Raw genomic sequence first — 19,375 nt, 5'->3', positions numbered from 1 at the left:
ATGTATATTTAACACAAGCAAAATCAGGCACATGAATAGTATTCTCATTTATTCCGGCTCTTCTGCCTTGATACGGTTATCAAAGCTAAACTCCTCCCAGGCTACAATCCGGATGCGTTTGAAATCCGGGTGGCGGGTGTGCAGAACGTAGTTGCTTTCCTGGGGGATGATGGACGAGGGCACGCGCAGCACGGCGGCTTGGCGCTGCTCATACCAGGCATCACCCAACGGCTGACACACGGAGTAGCTGCTGGCTTTTTCCCAGCCGGCGGGCAGTTGAGTGGGCTTTATTTCTTCGATGGGCAGGTCGTCGGGAATATCGATGACCAACACCCGGAACTGGTCGTTCAGGCCTTCGCCGCTCCGGTGCACTACGTTTTCCAGGCAAGCCAGGGCGCGCGTGGCGGCGGTGTACACTACAAATCTATCCTTACTGTTCCAGCGGGCCCGGCGGCCGGAGGCAAACAGGTCTTCGGCATATTTGGCCAGGCAGATGCGGTAGACGAGCATCGTTAGGCCAGGTCGCCGTAGGCAATGCGGCTCAGCTCCTCCTCTACCAGATCAATGCCGCCGCTGGTTTCCAGCAGGCGCAGCGGCACTTCGCCGTCCAGACCGTGGGCGGGCTTGCCCAGCCAGCGCAGAAACGCATCGGCTTCGCCAAACACTTCCACGCCCAGGTTGTAGAGGGCAATAATTTTCAGGGTTTTCTCGCTGCTGGCCGCGTTCAGCAGCTTTTTATCCTGCAGGTAGCTGCGCAGCGTTTTGGTAGAAAGGTCATAAATGGCCTCCAGCTGGCTGGGCTGCAGGTGCAGAGCCTCGGCTACCTCAAAAGCCGTAGCTGCCGGAATGCCCTTGCGCGCCGCCATCACCAGGGCAAACGAATCCTGGCCGGTGCGGCCCCACTGGGCCCACATGTTCTGCGGAGCGGCTTTAACTCGGGTTGCGGGGCTGGCCATGGTTTCTGGAATTGACGTTGACGAAGCTAGGGAAATTTTTCCATATAACGTGGAAATTTTTCCTTTGGTTTCTTCCTCCCGTCTACGGTCCTGGCCCGCTCGCTCCTATCTAAGCCTTCCGGCTAACGGGAATCCAGATTTCCTCTTCCGATGTTGGGTCATTGTTTCTGTACTTCGGCCCCAGGATTTCAAAATGCGGACGGTCATCTAATACATAACCAGAGGCCGGCAGCCAGGTGCCGAAAATGTACTGGAAGATGCTGGTATCCGTATTGAGCCCTCGGTAGAAGAAAACGGCGTACTGGCCGCCGGGGATTAGCACGGCTTCCATATCCGACGGCACTGTAGCAAAGTCCGTCACTTCCAGGCCGGCCCACTTTTCAAATTCTGCCGCCGAGTTAAAGTCGGTGAAAAAGCCCGGGGTATACTGCTGCATGGAGTACAGGTCCGCTCCTATTGCCTGCTGAATTTCGTGGCGCCGGGGCATAAAGCTCTTCCACAACTCCCCCGTGTGGTTATTGGCAAAAGACATGGTAAGCCGTTTGCCGATTAACTTTTTCTCAGCAATTACCTCTATTCTGGGTTGCAGCATGCAAGTCAGGTTTCATAATAAAGCCCGTCATGTCGAGCAGAGTCGAGACGTCTCGCTAGTTTGGTATACCCAGATAACGAAGCGGTAGAGATGCCTGCCTACGGCGACCTTCGGTTCGACAAGCTCAGCATGACAAATACTTTGACAACCTCAGCACGCGAGATGTCTCGACTTCGCTCGACATGACGCAATAATACTTAACGGATAAATAATTAACCGTTACGCCCCAATAGCGTGCAGCGGTACGGGGTGCAGGATCAGGAAAATCAGCTCCCGCAGGATTTCGCCATCGGTCATAGAGCCGCTTTCGATGCCTTTGCTTTGCAGGTCGGCGCGCCGGATGAGGTGCACGATGTCGCGGGTGCGCTCAAAGCTGAAGGCCTTCAGGCCGGTCTGGTAGTCGCGGCGCTGCACGGGGAAGCGCAGGCCAAATTTCAGCCAGTCAGCTTCCGAAATATTGGGAATCTGATGCAGGGCCAGCAGGCGGGAGAAATAGTTGAACAGCAGCGTGAGGTTCGGAATGAGCGGGTTGGCCTTGGGGTTGGCCTCAAAATAGAGCAGAATGCGGTTGGCCTTCAGCACGTCGCGGCGCACCAGGGCACTTTGCAGCTCGAAAATGTTGTACTCCTTACTGATGCCCACCATGCGCTGCACCAGGTCCTCATCAATAGGCTGCCCGGCCTGCAGGTTAATCAGCATTTTGTCTACCTCATTGGTGAGGCGGCCCAGCTCCGTCCCAATGTATTCGGAGAGAATAACAGTGGCCTGAGGGGTAATTTGCTGGCCTTTGCTGCGCACGTAGGCCGTGAGCCAGGCGGGTACCTGGTTATCGTAAATCTTGTTGCTCGTCATGAGCACCACGCCGGCAGGCGGGGGTGTTTTTTTGTCGCCGGTGAGCAACTTGCCCAGCTTTTTGCGGGCATCCAGCGTTTTGTGCTTGTAGCAGAACACCAGCACGGTGCTTTGCAGCGGGTTTTTGAGGTAGGCTTCCAGAAACGGCCACGATTTGTCGTTTTCCAGATCCACAATGGCCTGCGCTTCTTTGATGATGACCACCGAACGCTCCGCCATCATGGGAAAGCGCTTAGCCTGGTTCAGGATGGTGGCTACATCAACATCCTTACCATAGAGCACTACCTGGTTAAAACCCTTTTCATGCTCCTGCAGCACGGTTTTCTCCAGGATATCGGCGGCCAGATCCACATAGTACGGCTCTTCGCCCTGCAGGAAATACACGGGCGCAAACTGGCGCTGGCGCAGCTGGTTCAGAAGTTCGTCGGCGGAAACGGCGGGCATGGCGGGGTGGTCAGGGACGGATGGGTGACGCACGGGATTCGGGCTGAATCCACTGGCGTCCTTCAAAACGAAGCATAAAGGTACCGTTCCGGCGCGTTACCTTTGCTGTTCGGCCGGCGGATTTCCACGGTCAATTACAACGACTCTCTGACAACCAATACTTCCCGAATGGACCTGATTTCCGAACTGCGCTGGCGTGGAATGTTCCACGATATGATGCCCGGCACCGATGAGCACCTGCGCACCAATGCCCCCATCACCGGCTACATCGGCTTCGACCCCACGGCCGCATCCCTGCACATCGGCAACCTGGCCACCATTATGCTGCTGGTGCACCTGCAGCGCACCGGCCACCGCCCCCTGGCCCTGGTAGGCGGCGCCACCGGCATGATTGGTGACCCATCGGGCAAATCAGCTGAGCGCAACCTGCTGGACGAGGAAACCCTGCGCGCCAACCAGGCCGGCATCAAGGCGCAGTTGGAGAAGTTCCTGGATTTCACGGAAGGCCCCACCGGCGCGCTGGTGGTGAATAACTACGACTGGTTTAAGGACTTCGGGTTTCTGCAGTTCCTGCGCGAGGTAGGCAAGCACCTTACGGTGAACTACATGATGGCCAAGGACTCGGTGAAGCGCCGCATCAGCGGCAACGAGGACACCGGCGCGGAAGGCATCAGCTACACCGAGTTCAGCTACCAGCTGCTGCAGGGCTACGACTTCTTCCACCTCTACAAAAACCTAAGCTGCACCCTGCAAATGGGTGCCAGTGACCAGTGGGGCAACATCACCACCGGCACGGAGCTCATTCGCCGCATGACCGGCGGCGAAGGCAAAGCCTATGCCCTTACCGGCCAGCTCATCACCAAGGCCGATGGCACCAAGTATGGCAAGAGCGAAACCGGCACCGTGTGGCTCGACCCCACCATGACCTCGCCCTATCAGTTCTACCAGTTCTTCCTGAACGCCGCCGATGCCGACGTGCCGCGCCTCATCCGGGTGTTCACGCTGATGAGCCAGGAGGAAATTGAAGCGCTGGAAGCCGAGCATGCCCAGGCCCCGCACCTGCGGGTGCTGCAGAAAGCTTTGGCTAAAGACGTAACCACCCGCGTGCACTCCGCAGAGGCCTACGAAGCCGCCCTGGCTGCCTCGCAGGTGCTGTTTGGCGGTGGCGCCCTCTCCACCCTGGATGAAGCCACCCTGCTGGATGTATTTGCCGGCGTACCGCATATGGAAGTACCCCGGGCTCAGCTGGCCGAGCTGAATGCCGTGACCTTACTGAGCGAAGCCACTAATTCGGTCATCTTCCCTTCCAAAGGCGAAGCCAAAAAAATGATTCAGGCTGGTGGCGTAAGCCTGAACCGGGAAAAAGCCGGGCTGGAGCAGCAAGCCTCGGAAGTGCCCCTGCTGCTGGATAAGTACATGGTGGCCCAGAAAGGCAAGAAGAACTACTACCTGATTAAAGTGGTGTAACGAGCCCCAACAGGCCGGAAAGCAAAAGGGAGTCCGTCGAATGACGGACTCCCTTTTGTTTGTAAGCGGAAGCGGCAACCAAGGCCGCCCGACCTTACTTTTTCTTAGCTGGAGCAGCTTTCTTAGCAGCAGCCGGAGCAGCTTTCTTAGCAGCAGCTGGAGCAGCGGTGCCAGTAGCATCGTTCTTCATGTTCTGCACTTCCGAACGGATTTGCTGAGCCATGTTCTTCAGCTCCTGCATGCCTTTACGCACGCGGGTGCCGGCGGCCGAGTTGCTCTTGTCGTAGAACTTCTCGAAGTCGCCTTCCATAGCCATTACGAGGTCACGCAGTTTGCCAAAATTGTTCATGAGGGGGAGGGTTATGAGATGTGGAATAATGGGTTTGACCGGGCCTAATATACAGGGATTTCAAATACAAGCAATAGTTCAACTTTTTTTAAAAACCCTCTTTTCAGCCGCTATTCCCCGATTCGACCTCTAATTTGTCTAGTTAGCCTGTTCAGCTGGCTAAATCAATTCTACAGAAAGTCCTATAAAGCGCAAGCGCCGGAACCCTTGCGGGCTCCGGCGCTTGCTTAACAGCACCGGTTGCTTATACCGTTACCTGGCTTTTAGAGTACAGGCCCTTGTCGAGCTTGGCTGCCACGGCCTCAAAGGCCGTTATGGTCTCTTTCACGTCATCCAGGGAGTGAACGGCCGTTGGAATCAGGCGCAGCATAATCACGCCTTTCGGTACCACCGGATAAACCACGATAGAGCAGAAAATAGCGTGATTCTCACGCAGATCGAAGATTAGCTGCGTTGCGTCGCTGATTTCGCCGGCCAGCAGCACGGGCGTTACGGGCGAGGTGGTAGTGCCAATGTTGAAGCCTTTTTCGCGCAGGCTGCTTTGCAGGGCCCGTACCACGGTCCAGAGGTTATCCTTCAGCTCGGGTTGGGTACGCAGCAGCTCCAAACGCTTCAAAGCGCCCACCACAAGCACCATGGGCAAGGATTTGGCGAAAATCTGGCTGCGCATGTTGTAGCGCAAATATTCAATTACGTTCTCCGGTCCGGCCACGAAGGCGCCTATGCTGGCCATGCTCTTCGCAAACGTCGAAAAATAAAGGTCGATGCCGTCCTGCACGCCCTGTTCTTCGCCCGTTCCGGCGCCGGTAGCGCCCATAGTGCCGAAGCCGTGGGCATCATCCACGAACAAACGGAACTCATATTTCTCCTTCATGGCCACCACGCCGCGCAGGTCGCCCTGGTTGCCCGACATGCCGAAAACGCCCTCGGTAATGACCAGAATACCACCGCCGGTTTCATCGGTAATCCGCTTGGCACGCTCCAGCTGCTTTTCCAGGCTGGCCATGTCGTTGTGGGTATACACAAAGCGCTTGCCCTGGTGCAGGCGCACGCCATCAATGATGCAGGCATGTGACTCAGCGTCGTACACAATCACGTCGTGGCGGTTCACCATGGCGTCGATGATGGACACCACGCCCTGGTAGCCGAAGTTGAGCAGCATGCAGTCGGGCTTCTTAATGAAGTCGGCCAGCTCGCTCTCCAGCTGCTCGTGCAGGTTGGAGTTGCCGGACATCATGCGTGCGCCCATGGGCAGCGCCATGCCGTACTCAGCCGCCGCCTCGGCATCCGCCTTACGAACTTCGGGGTGGTTGGCCAGGCCCAGGTAATTATTCAGGCTCCAGGTGAGCACCTCTTTACCGCGGAAAATCATGCGGGGCTTGATTTCGCCTTCCAGCTTAGGGAATGAGAAATAACCATGTGCATAATGCGCGTGGCTGCCCAGCGGGCCGCGGTTGGCGGCAATCTTCTCAAATAGATCCACGAAGGAACAAGGTTAGATGTGAAAAGAAATCAGGGAGTTATGGACAAAATACCAGGACCCCAGAAGTACAAAGTTATGGCAAACCGCAAAGGTAACCTTCCCTCACGAGGCATCCAACTGAACCACCCGGGACTTGAAATTCAGAATACAGTTTTATAGAGCCGCTGGAATGGCGTTTCTTTGGACTACGGAACGTCCTGTTGAGTGGCGCCGAGACATCTTGCAGGCTGAGGTTGTGGTGGTAATTACTACACCAGCGAAATGTTTCGGCGCCACTCAACCGGACGGGCTTTCTACCTGTACTTTCCCCACCCTCTGCATGAAAAAAATCTCCAAGCTACTCGTTGCCAACCGGGGCGAAATTGCGCTGCGTGTGCTGCGCTCGGCTAAAGAAATGGGCCTGAAAACCGTGGCTATCTACTCGGAAGCCGACCGCAACGCCCTGCACGTGCGCTACGCCGATGAGGCCGTGTGCGTAGGCCCGCCCGCCAGCAAAGACAGCTACCTGCGCGGAGACAAAATTCTGGAAGTGTGCCGGCAGCTGGGCGTAGATGCCATTCACCCCGGCTACGGTTTCCTGTCAGAAAACGCCGAATTTGCCCGCCAGGTGAAAGAGGCCGGGCTCATTTTCGTGGGCCCCTCGCCGGAAGCCATGGAAATTATGGGCGACAAGCTCTCGGCCAAACAGGCGGTGCAGGCCTACAACATTCCGCTGGTACCCGGCACGGCCGAGGCCATCAGCGACGTGAACGAAGCCAAGCAGATTGCTCAGCAGGTGGGTTTTCCCATTCTGATTAAAGCGTCGGCCGGGGGTGGTGGCAAGGGGATGCGCCTGGTGCATAATGTGGAGGAGTTTGAGGAGCAGATGCAGCTGGCTATCAATGAGGCTGTGTCGGCCTTCGGCGACGGGGCCGTGTTTATTGAGAAGTTCGTCACCGGGCCACGCCACATCGAAATTCAGGTGCTCGGCGATGAGCACGGTAATATTGTGCATCTGTTTGAGCGGGAATGCAGTATTCAGCGCCGCCACCAGAAGGTGATTGAAGAAGCGCCCTCCTCGGTACTCACCCCTGAGCTGCGGGCCGAAATGGGCCGCTGCGCTGTAGACGTGGCCCGCGCCTGCAACTACACCGGCGCCGGTACCGTGGAGTTCCTCCTGGACGACCAGCGCAACTTTTACTTCCTGGAAATGAACACCCGCCTGCAGGTGGAGCACCCGGTAACGGAGCAAATCACGGGTCTGGATCTGGTGAAGGAGCAGATCCGCGTGGCGGAGGGCCAGCCCCTGCCCTTCCGGCAGGAAGACCTCACCATTACGGGCCACGCGCTGGAGCTGCGCGTGTACGCCGAAGACCCGCAGAACAACTTCCTCCCCGACATCGGAACCCTGACAACCTACGTGCGCCCGCAAGGCCCCGGCGTGCGGGTGGACGACGGCTTTGAGCAAGGCATGGACATCCCGATTTACTACGACCCCATGATTGCCAAGCTCGTTACCTTCGGCAAGGACCGGCAGGAGGCCATTGAGCGGATGCTGCGCGCCATTGACGAGTATCAGATTACCGGTATTGAAACTACCCTGGGCTTCGGCCGCTACGTGCTGCAGCACCCGGCTTTTGTAAGCGGCAACTTCGACACCAACTTCATCCGGGACCATTTCACGGTGGATTCTCTAAAGCCTGCCGCGGCAGATGAGGCGCTGGATAAGCTGGCCGCGGTTTTAGGCGCTATGCTGCTTTCGGAGAAGAAAGCTTCGGCCGTAACATCAGCTGATGCCCCAGCGGCCACGGGCTCAGCCTGGAAGCGGAACCGGCTGGGCGGGCGGTAACATTTGTACATTGGCCAAAAAAAGGCGGCTCCTATGCAGGAGCCGCCTTTTTTTGGCCAATGCTTTAAATCAACTCCATTACATCGCGCACGCCCAGTGGCCGTTCCCGGGTGAAGCCTTCCCCGAACTCCGCTCCTATCATGTGGCCAAACTCGCGGGCGCGAGCTTCCATGAAATTGGAGAATACGGGGGTAGAAAGATAGGTGGTAGGCTCGGTGCTTTCCGGGTCGTGGAACTGGGTGCGGTAAGCTTTAATAGACTCCCACTTTTTCGGCCAAAACTCGGTGATGTCAACTACAAAATCGGGCGCAATCTGGCGGTCCTGGATGTAGTGATACACCACGCGGGGTCGCCATTCGGGTTGGGGCAGGCCGTCGTCGCCCAGGGTTTCAATCATGCGCAGTCCGCTCAGGAAACAGGCTTCCGAAGCCAGCTGGGCGCCGCGGCCGTGGTCGGGGTGCCGGTCGTGGATGGCGTTGCAGAGTACTACTTCCGGCCGGTAGCGGCGGATGGCGGCAATAACGGGCAACTGGTGCTCCCGGTCGTTGCGGAAGAAGCCATCGGGCAGGCCCAGGTTTTCGCGCACGCTCAGGCCCAGGATTTTGCTGGCTACCTCGGCCTCGGCGGCGCGGGTGGCCGGCGTGCCTCTCGTACCTAATTCTCCCCGGGTAAAATCAACAATACCGATTTTCCTGCCCACCGCGGCCGCCGCCAGCAACGTGCCCGAACAGGACATTTCTACATCATCGGGGTGGGCACCGAATGCAAGTATATCTAACTTCATAGAAGAAAAAAGAAGAGCAGGAATAAAAGCAGTCATCCTGTAACGCTAGCTGGCAGCAGAGGCCGGGCAGCATTACAGGATGACAAATGTAACTTTCCTCTGCTTACTTAATGCGCAGCGTCCGACCCAGCTTCAGCGTGGAGGTTCCCTTGTTCAGGCGCTTGAGCTGACTAACAGACACCCCGTATTTCTGGGCAATTTCCGACAGGGTATCGCCGGAGCGGATGCGGTGCGTGACCACCCGCCGGGCTGCCGACGGCGCGCTACGGTGCGAGCTGGACGAACGAGCCCGGAGGGCGCGGCTGTAGTAATTGAAAAGCGCCGAGGTAATCTGGAAATTGTCGCCGCGCAGCTTGTAGTCCGGGAAGTCGTACATGCGTTCCGGGTCAATGGGGTTGCCCTCGTAGCGCACTTCAAAGTGCAGGTGCGAGCCGGTGCTGCGGCCGGTGCTGCCCCCTTTACCTATCAGCTGGCCGGCTTTTACAAAGGTACCCGGCGCCACCAGCGCTTTTTGTAAATGGCCATACAGGGTTTCAACGCCGTTGTAGTGGCGCACCAGCAAGTAGTTGCCGTAGCCGGAGCCGTCCCACTTGGAAATGCGCACTACCCCATCAAAAGCCGCTTTCACGGAGTCGCCGGTTTCCAGGTCCAGATCTACACCATAGTGCCAGCGGGAGCCCCGAAACCCGAAATCGGAAGTAAGCGGGGTAGATTCCAGGGGCATTTTAGCGAAGCGCTGCCGCGGCGGGTCAATCAGACGCAGGTTCAGAGTATCCTTAATCCGGCGGCCATCTACCCGGTAAGGGTTGATGTTGTGCGTATCCCAAATGGCATAGTAACCGGCCACTTTAATCCAGGAGCTATCAATCAGCACCTGTTCGGATATCTCCACAATATGCTGCCCGCCTTCGTTAAGCGAAGACGTATCCTCACTCACGATGGAAAGCTTTTTTGCCGGGTTAAAATAGATGGATTTGGCAGCTTCGGAGTCGTCGTCGGGCAAATCCTCCGTCTTGATTAGCACGGTCGTATCGGGCCGCACATACTTAATAACCGGCGACTTAAACCGAAAAAAGTCTTTCCGGTTTCCGCTGGAGCTGCCTTTAGCCCGCGTGGGGGCAGGTTTACGGCGTTGAGCCAGCGCGGAGGTGGGTGCTGCCAGCAGGGCTACCACCAAAAGCAGCGGCACCAGCCAGTATTTCACAAAGTTCAGCAACTGCAATAGGGTTAAAATTCAGGAAAGCCACGCTAGAAAGGCGAAGGGCTTTCAGCAAAGTATGCAACCAACGCACAAGCAAGCTCAACTGGTATATCGGGCCTGCTTGTGCGGGTTACTAGTGTACGCCCAGGGCGGCCAGATACCGCTCCGCGTCCAGCGCAGCCATGCAGCCGGAGCCGGCCGCGGTTACGGCCTGGCGGTAGGTGAAGTCCTGCACGTCGCCGCAGGCAAATACCCCGTCTACATTAGTTTTGGCCGTACCCGGAATGGTTTTCAGGTAGCCCATTTCGTCGTGGTGCAGGTAGGGCTGGAATATTTTGGAGTTCGGCTCGTGGCCAATAGCCACAAAAAAGCCTTTTACTTCCAGCTCGCGGGTTTCGTGGGTCAGTACATTCTTCACGCGCACGCCTTCCACGGCATGCTCGCCGAGGATTTCGTCGGTGGCGGTGTTGTATAGCACCTCAATTTTAGGGTTATCGGCTACCCGCTTCTGCATAATCTTAGAAGCGCGCATCTCCCCTTTCCGCACCAGCATGTACACCTTGTTGCAGAGGTTAGCCAAGTAAGTGGCCTCCTCGGCGGCAGTGTCACCGGCCCCCACAATGGCCACATCAAGGCCCCGGTAGAAGAAACCGTCGCACACGGCGCAGGCCGATACGCCCGAGCCATTCAGGCGTGCCTCCGACTCCAGGCCCAGCCATTTGGCCGAAGCCCCGGTAGCGATGATGACCGCATCGGCCGTAATTTCCTTGCTTTCGTCGATGGTTACTTTATGCGGGTGCTCGGAGAAATCAACGGCAGTAGCCAGGCCATAGCGAATGTCGGTACCAAAGCGGGCAGCCTGCTTTTTCAGGTCTTCCATCATCTCCGGGCCCATAATACCATCGGGGTAGCCGGGAAAATTCTCTACGTCGTTGGTAATCGTGAGCTGGCCGCCGGGCTGCAAGCCCTGGTACATCACGGGCGCCATGTTGGCGCGGGCAGCATAAATAGCGGCGGTATAACCGGCCGGGCCGGAGCCAATAATCAGACACTTTACGTGTTCCGGGGTAGTATTCTCCATGAGAAGGCAGTAGCAAAGGGCCCGCCAGGGCCCGACAAGTTGGGGTTGGGAGTGCAAAGGTAACTAGTAACACCAAGCTCAGCAGCCTGCGGCGGCTAATTGCCTTTTACAGAGCCGCCGGCCAAGCTCAAATATGCCTTAAAAGCATAAAAAAGGCGGCGGCTCAGTACTACAACAAAAAACCCCAACCGGTGGGTTGGGGTTTTTAAAGTGAGTAAAGCAATTACCCGAGGTAAGGCTTTAGGGCTTTGCTGCGCGAGGTATGGCGCAGGCGGCGAATAGCTTTTTCCTTGATCTGACGAACCCGCTCCCGGGTGAGGTTGAACTTCTCGCCAATTTCTTCCAGCGTGAGGGAATGCTCCCCATTCAGGCCGAAATACAGCGTGATAACGTCGGCTTCGCGCTTGGTGAGCGTGCTCAGGGCGCGCTGCACCTCCTTGCGGAGCGAGTCGTTCATGAGGCCCATGTCCGGGCTTTCCTCGTCCTCGTTCTCGAGCACGTCCAGCAGGCGGTTTTCTTCACCCTGCACAAACGGGGCATCCACGGATACGTGGCGGCCCGAGATTTTCAGGGTATCCACTACCTCGGAGGTCGTCAGCTCCAGAACTTCGGCAATTTCTTCGGGCGAGGGCTCCCGCTCAAATTTCTGCTCCAGCTCGGAGAAGGATTTGCTGATTTTATTCAGCGAGCCTACGCGGTTCAGCGGCAGACGCACAATGCGCGACTGCTCGGCCAAAGCCTGCAGAATCGACTGACGAATCCACCATACGGCGTAGGAGATAAACTTAAAGCCACGGGTTTCATCGAAACGCTTAGCGGCTTTGATCAGACCGAGGTTGCCCTCGTTGATCAGGTCGCCCAGCGAAAGACCCTGGTTCTGGTATTGCTTGGCCACCGACACCACGAAACGGAGGTTGGCCTTGGTCAGCTTTTCCAGCGCTTGCTGGTCGCCTTCTTTAATGCGTTGCGCCAGCGTCACCTCCTCATCGGGAGTGAGCAGATCCACTTTACCAATCTCCTGGAGGTATTTATCCAGCGACTGGCTTTCGCGGTTGGTTATCTGCTTGCTGATTTTTAACTGTCTCATTGCGGGCGCGGAAGTGAGTTGTGTTTGGTTACGTAGAACATCCGGATGGGTACGGGCGTCGGTGAGAATCAACCCGCCGACGCCCGATTAAGTTCAGCTAGCTTGGCTGCTCCTCCCCATTGCTGGCAGCGGCCTTCTCAGGCTTTGGCAGCAATACCTTGCGCGACAAGCGGTACTTACCGGTCTTCTTGTCGATATCGAGCAGTTTCACGTCAATTTCCTGCCCTACTTCCAGTACGCCTTCCAGCGTAGCCAGACGCTCGTGGGCCACTTCCGAAATGTGCAGCAGACCATCCTTACCCGGCATGATTTCTACGAAAGCGCCGTACGGTTGGATGCTGCGAACTTTGCCTTTGTAGGTCTCACCCACTTCCGGCGTGGCCGCAATAGCCCGGATCCGGTCAATAGCTGCCTGCATGTCTTCCTGGTTGGAAGCGTAGATGCTTACGTGGCCTTTCTCGTCCTTCTCCTCAATGATAACCGTAGCGTTGGTATCCTTCTGGATCTGCTGAATGACTTTACCGCCGGGTCCGATAACCGCACCGATGTACTCTTTATCGATGAGCATCTTGTGCGAGCGGGGCGTATGAGGCTTCAGCTCAGCCGCGGGCTCCGAAATGGTCTTGGCCATCTCGCGCAGGATGTGCAGGCGGCCTTCGCGGGCCTGGTGCAAGGCAGCCGTCATGATTTCGCTGCTCAGGCCCTGGATTTTGATGTCCATCTGGCAAGCCACGATACCTTTCTCAGTGCCGGTTACTTTAAAGTCCATGTCGCCGAGGTGGTCCTCATCGCCCAGGATGTCGGAAAGCACGGCGTATTCGCCGGTTTCTTTGTCCTGCACCAGGCCCATGGCAATACCCGAAACGGCCGCGCGCACTTTAATGCCCGCGTCCATCAGGGCCATAGAGCCCGCGCATACCGTCGCCATCGACGAGGAGCCGTTCGACTCCAGGATGTCCGACACGATACGGATGGTATATGGATTCTCGTCATCGGAAGGCAAAACCTTCTTCAAGGAGCGCATAGCCAAGTTGCCGTGGCCAATTTCCCGACGGCCGGGGCCGCGGTTAGGCTTTACTTCACCCGTAGAGAAAGCGGGGAAGTTGTAGTGCAGCATGAACTTGCTGTAACCCGAAGTCATGGCCGTATCGATGATTTGCTCATCGAGCTTGGTGCCGAGGGCCACCGTAGTCAGCGACTGGGTTTCGCCGCGGGTGAACAGGGCCGAGCCGTGGGCACCGGGCAGGTAGTTCACCTCGCTCCAGATGGGGCGAATTTCGGTCAGAGCGCGGCCATCGAGGCGGGTGCGCTCCTTAATCATCATGTCGCGGATGGCTTTCTTCTCTGCTGAAGAGTAGTAGCGGCCGAACATCTTCATGTCCAGCTCCGGCTGATCCTCAAGGATTTTCTCGCTCAAGGACTTCTTCACCTCACCAAAAGCCTCCTTGCGGCCGGCTTTGCTGGTGTTGCCCGACTGCGCGATTTTGTAGGCGTGCTGGTACACTCCTTCGTGAATGCGCTGCTTCAGGTCTTCGTTTTCGTCATACTTCGGATACTCGCGCTTCACGTGGGATTTCTCCACGGCGGCGGCCAGCTCCTGCTGCACGCGTACCTGCTCTTTAATGGCTTCGTGGGCGTAGGCAATGGCTTCTACCATTTCCTCTTCGCTCACTTCGTCCATTTCACCTTCCACCATGGCCACTGAGTCGGCGGTAGCACCTACAATCAGGTCCATGTCGGCGCGGGCAATATCGGCGGTGAGGGGGTTGATCTGCAGCTTGCCGTCGATACGGGCTACGCGTACTTCCGAAATCGGACCAGCGAAGGGAATATCGGAAATCGACAGGGCAGCGGAAGCAGCCAGGGCAGCCAGGGCATCCGGCTGCACGGTTTTATCGGCTGAAATCAGCGTAATCATCACCTGCACCTCGTAGTGATAGTCCTTGGGGAACATGGGGCGCAGGATGCGGTCTACAAGGCGGCAAACCAGGATTTCCTGGTCCGACAGGCGGCCTTCGCGACGCTGGAATGAGCCGGGAATGTTGCCGGCACCGCCGAATTTCTCCTGATAGTCTACCGACAGGGGCAGGAAATCCACGCCTTCGCGCTGGCTGGGCTGGGAAACAACCGTGGCCAGCAGCATGGCATCGCCCAGGCGCACCACTACGGCGCCATCAGCGAATTTGGCCAGCTTGCCGGTTTCAATGGAAATCTGCCGACCATCGGGCAGGGTAATGTGTTTGGTAACCGCGTTGTAGTTGGGCATCGTGTGGGTTTGCTTGAAAAAGCGACAGCGGGCGAGCAGCCGTAAAACCAGGGCTACAGTAGCTCTGATTTGCTCTGAAGAAAGTTCTTTGGAAAGCTAACAGCCCGAGACGCTTAAAAAGTGACCGGGCTGCACAAAAAAAGAGCAGGGAACCTTCGTTGAAAGGCTCCCTGCTCCGGCGGGGCGGGTTACTTGCGGATACCCAGCTCCTTAATGATAGCGCGGTAGCGGTTGATTTCGCGGTGCTGCAGATAATCCAGCATGCGACGACGCTTACCAACCAGCTTCAGCAGACCCAGGCGGGTCGAGAAGTCCTTCTTGTTCACCTTCAGGTGCTCGGTCAGGTGGGTAATGCGGTGCGTGAACAGCGCAATTTGGGCTTCAGCAGAACCGGTATCGGTGGCTACTTTTTGCAGGCTGTTCTTTTCAAAGATGGCCTGTTTTGCTTCGGTAGTAAGTTTCATCGGCAGATAGGTTTCCCCGTCTTGGATTAAAAGTGAGAAAGAAATTTCACCCCGCACCTCGGGGTGGCCGCAAAGGTAAGCTTTTTTGAATGGGATTCACAGAAAAAAGCCCAAAGAATATGAGAAGCAGCCATAAGCTAACACCTGCCCTCGGCCCCAAAGCTTTCCTTTTTAGAGGGCTTTCTTATACCCACGAAAGGGCCAGCGGATTTTGGCCGGCAGCCGGCGCCAGAACTCTACGTCCAGCAGGCCGGAGTCGTGGCGGGCCTGGTAGAGGAAAAATAAGCCAATGGGCAGCAAAATGGCGTTGGCCATCCACATACCCGCCCCTACCGGCAGTACGTCCTCCCGCCCGTACTTCTCCCCAATGATGGACAGCACATAGTAGACAATGAAGAACAGGATGGAAATTAGCACGGGCACGCCCAGGCCGCCTTTTTTAATAATAGCGCCCAGCGGTGCCCCAATCAGGAACATAATGAGCACGGCAATGGACTGGGTGTATTTTCGGAAAATCTCAATCCGGTAGTTATTCGTGTCGCGCTGCAGGTTGGTAAGGCTTTCCGCGGAGCTGGCGGCAAAGGAGCGCACGTTGCGGGCCCGGTCGGTGGCGCTGCTCACGGTTATATCCGTGGAGGGCGGCAATACCGACTGCGGAATGTGCTTCCAACTCTTGACCCGCTGCCGGGTTTTCTGCCCCACGGTATCAAAGCGCAGGTAAGTGTAGTACACGCTCAGTTCCCGGCCCAACCGCGTGCGCTGTGTATTAAGCTGGTCGTGCAGCGAATCGGTGTAGGCGTGCAGCTGCGGAATGTTCTTCATCATCTTGTTTTCCGAAAACAGCTCTTCCTTGGTGCGGTCCAGGGAAAAGGAGGCCAGCGAAAACGTAATGGTATTCTTATCAAAAGCCTGCCGGGCAAAGCCGGTTTCGTTCTGGCCCCGGGCCTCGGGCTGTTCCAGGTACATGGTACCGCGGAACAGCTCCAGGCTCAGGTATTGCCCGCCGTAGCGGGTAAACATGCGGCCGGAATCAGCCAGGATTACGGCCGCGCTGCCATTGTTGCGGGTATGATCATAAATGATGACCCCTTTCAACAAGTCGCCATTCTCCCCTTCTTTCTTATCTACTTTGATGGTGTAACCCGGAATGCCATTGTAGAAAATACCCTCCCGGATGTCCAGGGCCAGTTTTTGTTGGCGCACATCCCAGAGCAGACTAAAAGCTTTCAGATTAGCGGTGGGTACGATGTTGTTATTAAACCAGAAAGCCAGCCCGGCCAGCACCAGGCTCACCAGAAATACGGGGCGTAGAATGCGAGTGAGCGAAATGCCGGACGTTTTAATGGCCGTGAGCTCCTGATGCTCGCCCAGGTTGCCGTAAGTCATCAGGGAAGACAGCAGCACGGCCAGCGGCAGGGAAATAGGCACAATCAGCACGCTGAAATAAAACAGCAGCTGCAGAAGAACCCCCGCACCCAGGTCTTTGCCGATGATATCATCGAGATACTTCAGCATGTATTGCGTGAGCAGGATAAATTCTACCACGGCAAACGTGAGCACAAAAGGTCCCACAAAAGCCCGTAAAATCAGTTTATCCAGTTTCTTCATATAGCAAAAGGTCCCGGTAGATCGGGTAAACAAAGGAGGGAAAGCCACACGAAGGTACTACTCGTGTGGCTTTCCCTCCCGGGGTAAGAAAACGCGGCCGGCTAGCCGCCTACCTGTTCCCGCAGATTCTGAATCAGACTATCCCACATTTCCTGCAGCTCAATCTCATCGGTTTCCTCGGAGTAGTCTACCACGCGCAGGAATACTTCCTGGGTCAGCTCCGAAGAGTCGATGGTGAAGTCCAGATAGTTGGCATCCGGGGTGTGGCGATGATTTTTATCCAGAAACACGAACCGAACCGAGCGATTGGTGCGGTGCGAGTTCATCTCGGCGAAGTGGTCCTGGTTGTCCCAGGTAAAAATGAACTGGTGATTATCAATGGTGCGCACCCGCTGGCAGAACCACTGACTAAGCCCCGTAGCGGAGGCTAAGTACGGATAGAGGATCTTGGGCGACGCATTTACTGGATATTCTACCGTAAAACGGTGCTTGGAGCGAGTAGCGGAAAGCGGCATAAGCGTGTGAAAGACGGAACATTAGGCCTCAGCAACAAAAGACGTTCAGCAGGCTGCGGCAAGATACAGTGGTTTTTTTTTGCACCAAGGGTTGCGCCCTGACAAATCTTGTAGCTACCTTTGCCCCACCAAAAACCCGGCGGGGTAGCTCAGTTGGTTAGAGCACAGGATTCATAACCCTGAGGTCACGAGTTCAACTCTCGTCCCCGCTACTTAGAAAAACCGCATTAGCCACTTGCTGATGCGGTTTTTTTATTGAAATTTAGCCTGAAACCTTTCCCGCCTCTCCCTCCGGGACGCCATGCAGCAATTCACCAACTCATTTGGCAAGCTCTTTCTGACCGTGCGCCACGATGCCCATCACCAGTGGATATACAATGAGTGGCAGGGGCTCTTATCCACGGATGCAGGGCTGTGTGGGCGTGCTGGAGGTGCTCCGGCAAACCAAGTGCCCCCATATGCTCAATGACAACCGCGCTGTGGTGGGCTCCTGGAACCAGGCCAACGACTGGATAGCGCAGGAATGGATGCCGCAGGCCCTGGCGGCCGGCCTCACCCGCTTTGCCCACGTAGTAGCGCCCGGCATCTTTGGGCAGTCATCGGCGGAGGAAATGCATCAGCGTGTGGGCAAACAGTTTGAAATGCGCCTGTTTCAGGACATTCACCAGGCCCGGCAATGGCTACAGGAGGCAGCTACATTTACGGTATAAGCAATTTAAATTCTAGCCTATACAGGGCGCTGAGGCCGCTACTAAAAACAAAAGAAGCCTGACCATACGGTCAGGCTTCTTTTGTTTTTAGTAAGCCGGAAGCTTACTTGATTTTCTCCACAATGCCTTTGAAAGCCTCGGGGTGGTTCAGAGCCAGATCAGCCAAAACTTTGCGGTTCAGCTCGATGCCCGCCTTTTTCAGGCCGCCCATCAGCTGCGAGTACGACATGCCGTACTGACGCGCGCCAGCGTTGATACGCTGAATCCAGAGGGCACGGAACTCGCGCTTCTTGGTCTTACGGTCACGGTAAGCATACAGCAAACCTTTCTCAACCGCGTTTTTAGCAACGGTCCATACGTTCTTGCGACGGCCGAAATAGCCTTTCGCCAAACGCATTACTTTTTTCCGACGGTGGCGCGAAGCCACGTGGTTTACACTTCTTGGCATAACCTACTTTGTTTTTGGTGGCCGGTGCTGCCCTTGGGGCAGCTTATGTACCGGATACCGGGTGAATGTTTGGTATTGATTTCTGGCGTTTCCTCCACTGGTAGTAAGCGCTTAAGCTGAAACCGGAAAGGATAACCGAAAAATCAATTACAGATTCAGCATGTCCTTTACGCGGTTCATGTCTGCCGAGCTAACCAGGGTAGCGTGCGTGAGGTTACGCTTCTGCTTGGTGGTCTTCTTGGTCAGAATGTGCGACTTGAAGGCGTGCTTACGCTTGATTTTACCGGTGCCGGTGAGCGTAAAACGCTTTTTGGCGCCGGATTTGGTTTTCATTTTCGGCATTGTGTGGGGGTTAAGAAAGGTAAAAACTGCGGCGGCCGGCTGCCTATGGCCGGTTCGCCTGGGAAAAATCAGTTAGCAGAAACCTGCTTATTCAGTTGCTTCTTTGGGAGCCGGAGCAGTCTTGGGAGTTGCTTCTTTCGCACCGTTCTCTTTGCCGGCAGCCGGTTTAGCCGCGGCAGGAGCGGCGGTTTTGGGCTTGGCAATTACCTTGGGAGCCAGGTATAGAAACATGCGCTTGCCTTCCAGCTTGGGCAGCTGCTCTACTTTGGCCAGATCTTCCAGGGCCTGAGCAAACTTCAGCAGCAGAATCTCACCACGCTCTTTGAACACGATGGAACGGCCTACGAAGTGCACATACGCCTTGATTTTGGCGCCTTCCTTCAGGAATTCCTGGGCGTGTTTCAGCTTGAAAGCAAAGTCGTGGTCATCGGTATTAGGTCCGAAACGAATTTCTTTCAACACCACTTTCGTGGCTTTGGCTTTCAGCTCACGGGTGCGCTTCTTCTGCTCATACTTGAACTTGGAGTAGTCAATAACGCGGCACACGGGCGGAACGGCCGTGGGCGAAATTTCCACCAGATCCAGATTCTGCTCCTGCGCGAAGCGACGAGCCTGATCAATCGAGTAAACACCTACTTCCACGTTTTCGCCTACCAGGCGCACTTCGCGGGCAGTAATTTTCTGATTGATTTTAAACGGCTCCTCCACCTGCTGGCGGGGTACGTAGCGGCGATTTGGGGTAGCTATGAGTTGGTCCTCCTTACTAAGTGAGAGATATGGCTAGTTGGTGTTGATGACGCCCGTCCGGGTAGGCCGGGCGGGCGTCTTCAGCAGGCAAATATCCGGTTTTTTTTCTATTCTAAAAAAGAAATGGGCAGAATAGCAGTTCCAGGTGGGC

18 protein-coding genes, 1 tRNA gene and 2 pseudogenes are annotated in these 19,375 nt (G+C 56.2%); 4 read left to right on the top strand and 17 right to left on the bottom strand.

The window, feature by feature from the left end; all coding sequences use genetic code 11:
- Nucleotides 1-48: 48 nt before the first annotated feature.
- From PK28_RS10010 to holA, 4 genes are all read right to left on the bottom strand, one after another.
- The gene (locus PK28_RS10010) at nucleotides 49-510 is read right to left on the bottom strand and encodes an RES family NAD+ phosphorylase (RefSeq protein ID WP_044513588.1); all 462 of its coding nucleotides are present in this window, start codon (nucleotides 508-510) and stop codon (nucleotides 49-51) included.
- Between the two features lie 2 nt (nucleotides 511-512).
- Nucleotides 513-956, bottom strand: a complete 444-nt coding sequence (locus PK28_RS10005; protein ID WP_231576133.1) for an Xre family toxin-antitoxin system antitoxin — start codon at nucleotides 954-956, stop codon at nucleotides 513-515.
- A 109-nt stretch (nucleotides 957-1,065) separates the two neighbouring features.
- Complete coding sequence (locus PK28_RS10000) at nucleotides 1,066-1,488, bottom strand: GyrI-like domain-containing protein (protein ID WP_231576132.1); 423 nt, start codon at nucleotides 1,486-1,488, stop codon at nucleotides 1,066-1,068.
- 279 nt (nucleotides 1,489-1,767) lie between these two features.
- On the bottom strand, nucleotides 1,768-2,844 hold the full coding sequence (holA, locus tag PK28_RS09995; protein WP_044513585.1) for a DNA polymerase III subunit delta: 1,077 nt from the start codon (nucleotides 2,842-2,844) through the stop codon (nucleotides 1,768-1,770).
- Between the two features lie 168 nt (nucleotides 2,845-3,012).
- Between holA and tyrS the strand changes: the two genes are divergently transcribed.
- Nucleotides 3,013-4,311 (top strand): tyrosine--tRNA ligase, encoded by a 1,299-nt coding sequence (tyrS, locus tag PK28_RS09990; protein WP_044513584.1) that lies wholly within the window; start codon nucleotides 3,013-3,015, stop codon nucleotides 4,309-4,311.
- A 178-nt stretch (nucleotides 4,312-4,489) separates the two neighbouring features.
- On the opposite strand, the pseudogene PK28_RS09985 reads toward tyrS, so the two are convergent.
- Both PK28_RS09985 and PK28_RS09980 read right to left on the bottom strand, forming a co-directional pair.
- A pseudogene (locus PK28_RS09985) lies at nucleotides 4,490-4,660 on the bottom strand (BF3379 family histone-like protein); the annotation flags it as partial.
- Between the two features lie 244 nt (nucleotides 4,661-4,904).
- On the bottom strand, nucleotides 4,905-6,143 hold the full coding sequence (locus PK28_RS09980) for an aminotransferase class I/II-fold pyridoxal phosphate-dependent enzyme (protein WP_044513583.1): 1,239 nt from the start codon (nucleotides 6,141-6,143) through the stop codon (nucleotides 4,905-4,907).
- A gap of 319 nt (nucleotides 6,144-6,462) precedes the next feature.
- On the opposite strand from PK28_RS09980, the gene accC reads away from it, so the two are divergent.
- Nucleotides 6,463-7,971: an acetyl-CoA carboxylase biotin carboxylase subunit gene (gene accC, locus PK28_RS09975; protein WP_044513582.1), complete on the top strand. Its 1,509-nt coding sequence runs from the start codon at nucleotides 6,463-6,465 to the stop codon at nucleotides 7,969-7,971.
- A gap of 64 nt (nucleotides 7,972-8,035) precedes the next feature.
- On the opposite strand, the gene bshB1 is transcribed toward accC, so the two are convergent.
- From bshB1 to PK28_RS09935, 8 genes are all read right to left on the bottom strand, one after another.
- A complete protein-coding gene (gene bshB1, locus PK28_RS09970) occupies nucleotides 8,036-8,755 on the bottom strand; it encodes a bacillithiol biosynthesis deacetylase BshB1 (protein WP_044516792.1) in 720 nt (239 codons plus the stop codon).
- A 103-nt stretch (nucleotides 8,756-8,858) separates the two neighbouring features.
- On the bottom strand, nucleotides 8,859-9,971 hold the full coding sequence (locus PK28_RS09965) for a M23 family metallopeptidase (protein ID WP_231576131.1): 1,113 nt from the start codon (nucleotides 9,969-9,971) through the stop codon (nucleotides 8,859-8,861).
- Nucleotides 9,972-10,089: 118 nt separating this feature from the next.
- The gene (gene trxB, locus PK28_RS09960; protein ID WP_044513581.1) at nucleotides 10,090-11,037 is read right to left on the bottom strand and encodes a thioredoxin-disulfide reductase; all 948 of its coding nucleotides are present in this window, start codon (nucleotides 11,035-11,037) and stop codon (nucleotides 10,090-10,092) included.
- A gap of 223 nt (nucleotides 11,038-11,260) precedes the next feature.
- A complete protein-coding gene (locus tag PK28_RS09955; RefSeq protein ID WP_044513580.1) occupies nucleotides 11,261-12,124 on the bottom strand; it encodes a sigma-70 family RNA polymerase sigma factor in 864 nt (287 codons plus the stop codon).
- Between the two features lie 97 nt (nucleotides 12,125-12,221).
- Nucleotides 12,222-14,390 carry a polyribonucleotide nucleotidyltransferase gene (gene pnp / locus PK28_RS09950; RefSeq protein WP_044513579.1) on the bottom strand — a complete coding sequence of 723 codons (2,169 nt, stop codon included), beginning with the start codon at nucleotides 14,388-14,390 and terminating at the stop codon, nucleotides 12,222-12,224.
- Between the two features lie 188 nt (nucleotides 14,391-14,578).
- Complete coding sequence (gene rpsO, locus PK28_RS09945) at nucleotides 14,579-14,854, bottom strand: 30S ribosomal protein S15 (protein ID WP_022823754.1); 276 nt, start codon at nucleotides 14,852-14,854, stop codon at nucleotides 14,579-14,581.
- 171 nt (nucleotides 14,855-15,025) lie between these two features.
- Nucleotides 15,026-16,462 (bottom strand): LptF/LptG family permease, encoded by a 1,437-nt coding sequence (locus PK28_RS09940; protein WP_044513578.1) that lies wholly within the window; start codon nucleotides 16,460-16,462, stop codon nucleotides 15,026-15,028.
- Between the two features lie 101 nt (nucleotides 16,463-16,563).
- Nucleotides 16,564-16,977 (bottom strand): START-like domain-containing protein, encoded by a 414-nt coding sequence (locus PK28_RS09935; RefSeq protein ID WP_044513577.1) that lies wholly within the window; start codon nucleotides 16,975-16,977, stop codon nucleotides 16,564-16,566.
- Between the two features lie 138 nt (nucleotides 16,978-17,115).
- Between PK28_RS09935 and PK28_RS09930 the strand changes: the two genes are divergently transcribed.
- Together PK28_RS09930 and PK28_RS09925 are read left to right on the top strand one after the other, a co-directional pair.
- Nucleotides 17,116-17,189: transfer RNA gene (locus tag PK28_RS09930), tRNA-Met, on the top strand.
- Between the two features lie 192 nt (nucleotides 17,190-17,381).
- On the top strand, nucleotides 17,382-17,687 hold the full coding sequence (locus PK28_RS09925; protein ID WP_048825846.1) for a hypothetical protein: 306 nt from the start codon (nucleotides 17,382-17,384) through the stop codon (nucleotides 17,685-17,687).
- A gap of 103 nt (nucleotides 17,688-17,790) precedes the next feature.
- Here the strand turns inward: PK28_RS09925 and rplT are convergent, their stop codons facing one another.
- The 3 genes and pseudogenes from rplT to infC all read right to left on the bottom strand — a co-directional run.
- Nucleotides 17,791-18,135, bottom strand: coding sequence for a 50S ribosomal protein L20 (rplT, locus tag PK28_RS09920; protein WP_044513576.1), 345 nt, complete (start codon nucleotides 18,133-18,135; stop codon nucleotides 17,791-17,793).
- A 147-nt stretch (nucleotides 18,136-18,282) separates the two neighbouring features.
- Nucleotides 18,283-18,477 (bottom strand): 50S ribosomal protein L35, encoded by a 195-nt coding sequence (gene rpmI / locus PK28_RS09915; protein WP_044513575.1) that lies wholly within the window; start codon nucleotides 18,475-18,477, stop codon nucleotides 18,283-18,285.
- Between the two features lie 189 nt (nucleotides 18,478-18,666).
- Nucleotides 18,667-19,224 (bottom strand): annotated as a pseudogene (gene infC, locus PK28_RS09910) (translation initiation factor IF-3); the annotation flags it as partial.
- Nucleotides 19,225-19,375: the final 151 nt, after the last annotated feature.

This window comes from Hymenobacter sp. DG25B (assembly GCF_000801315.1).
Lineage (GTDB): Bacteria > Bacteroidota > Bacteroidia > Cytophagales > Hymenobacteraceae > Hymenobacter.
This window is presented reverse-complemented; position numbering and strand designations above follow the sequence as displayed.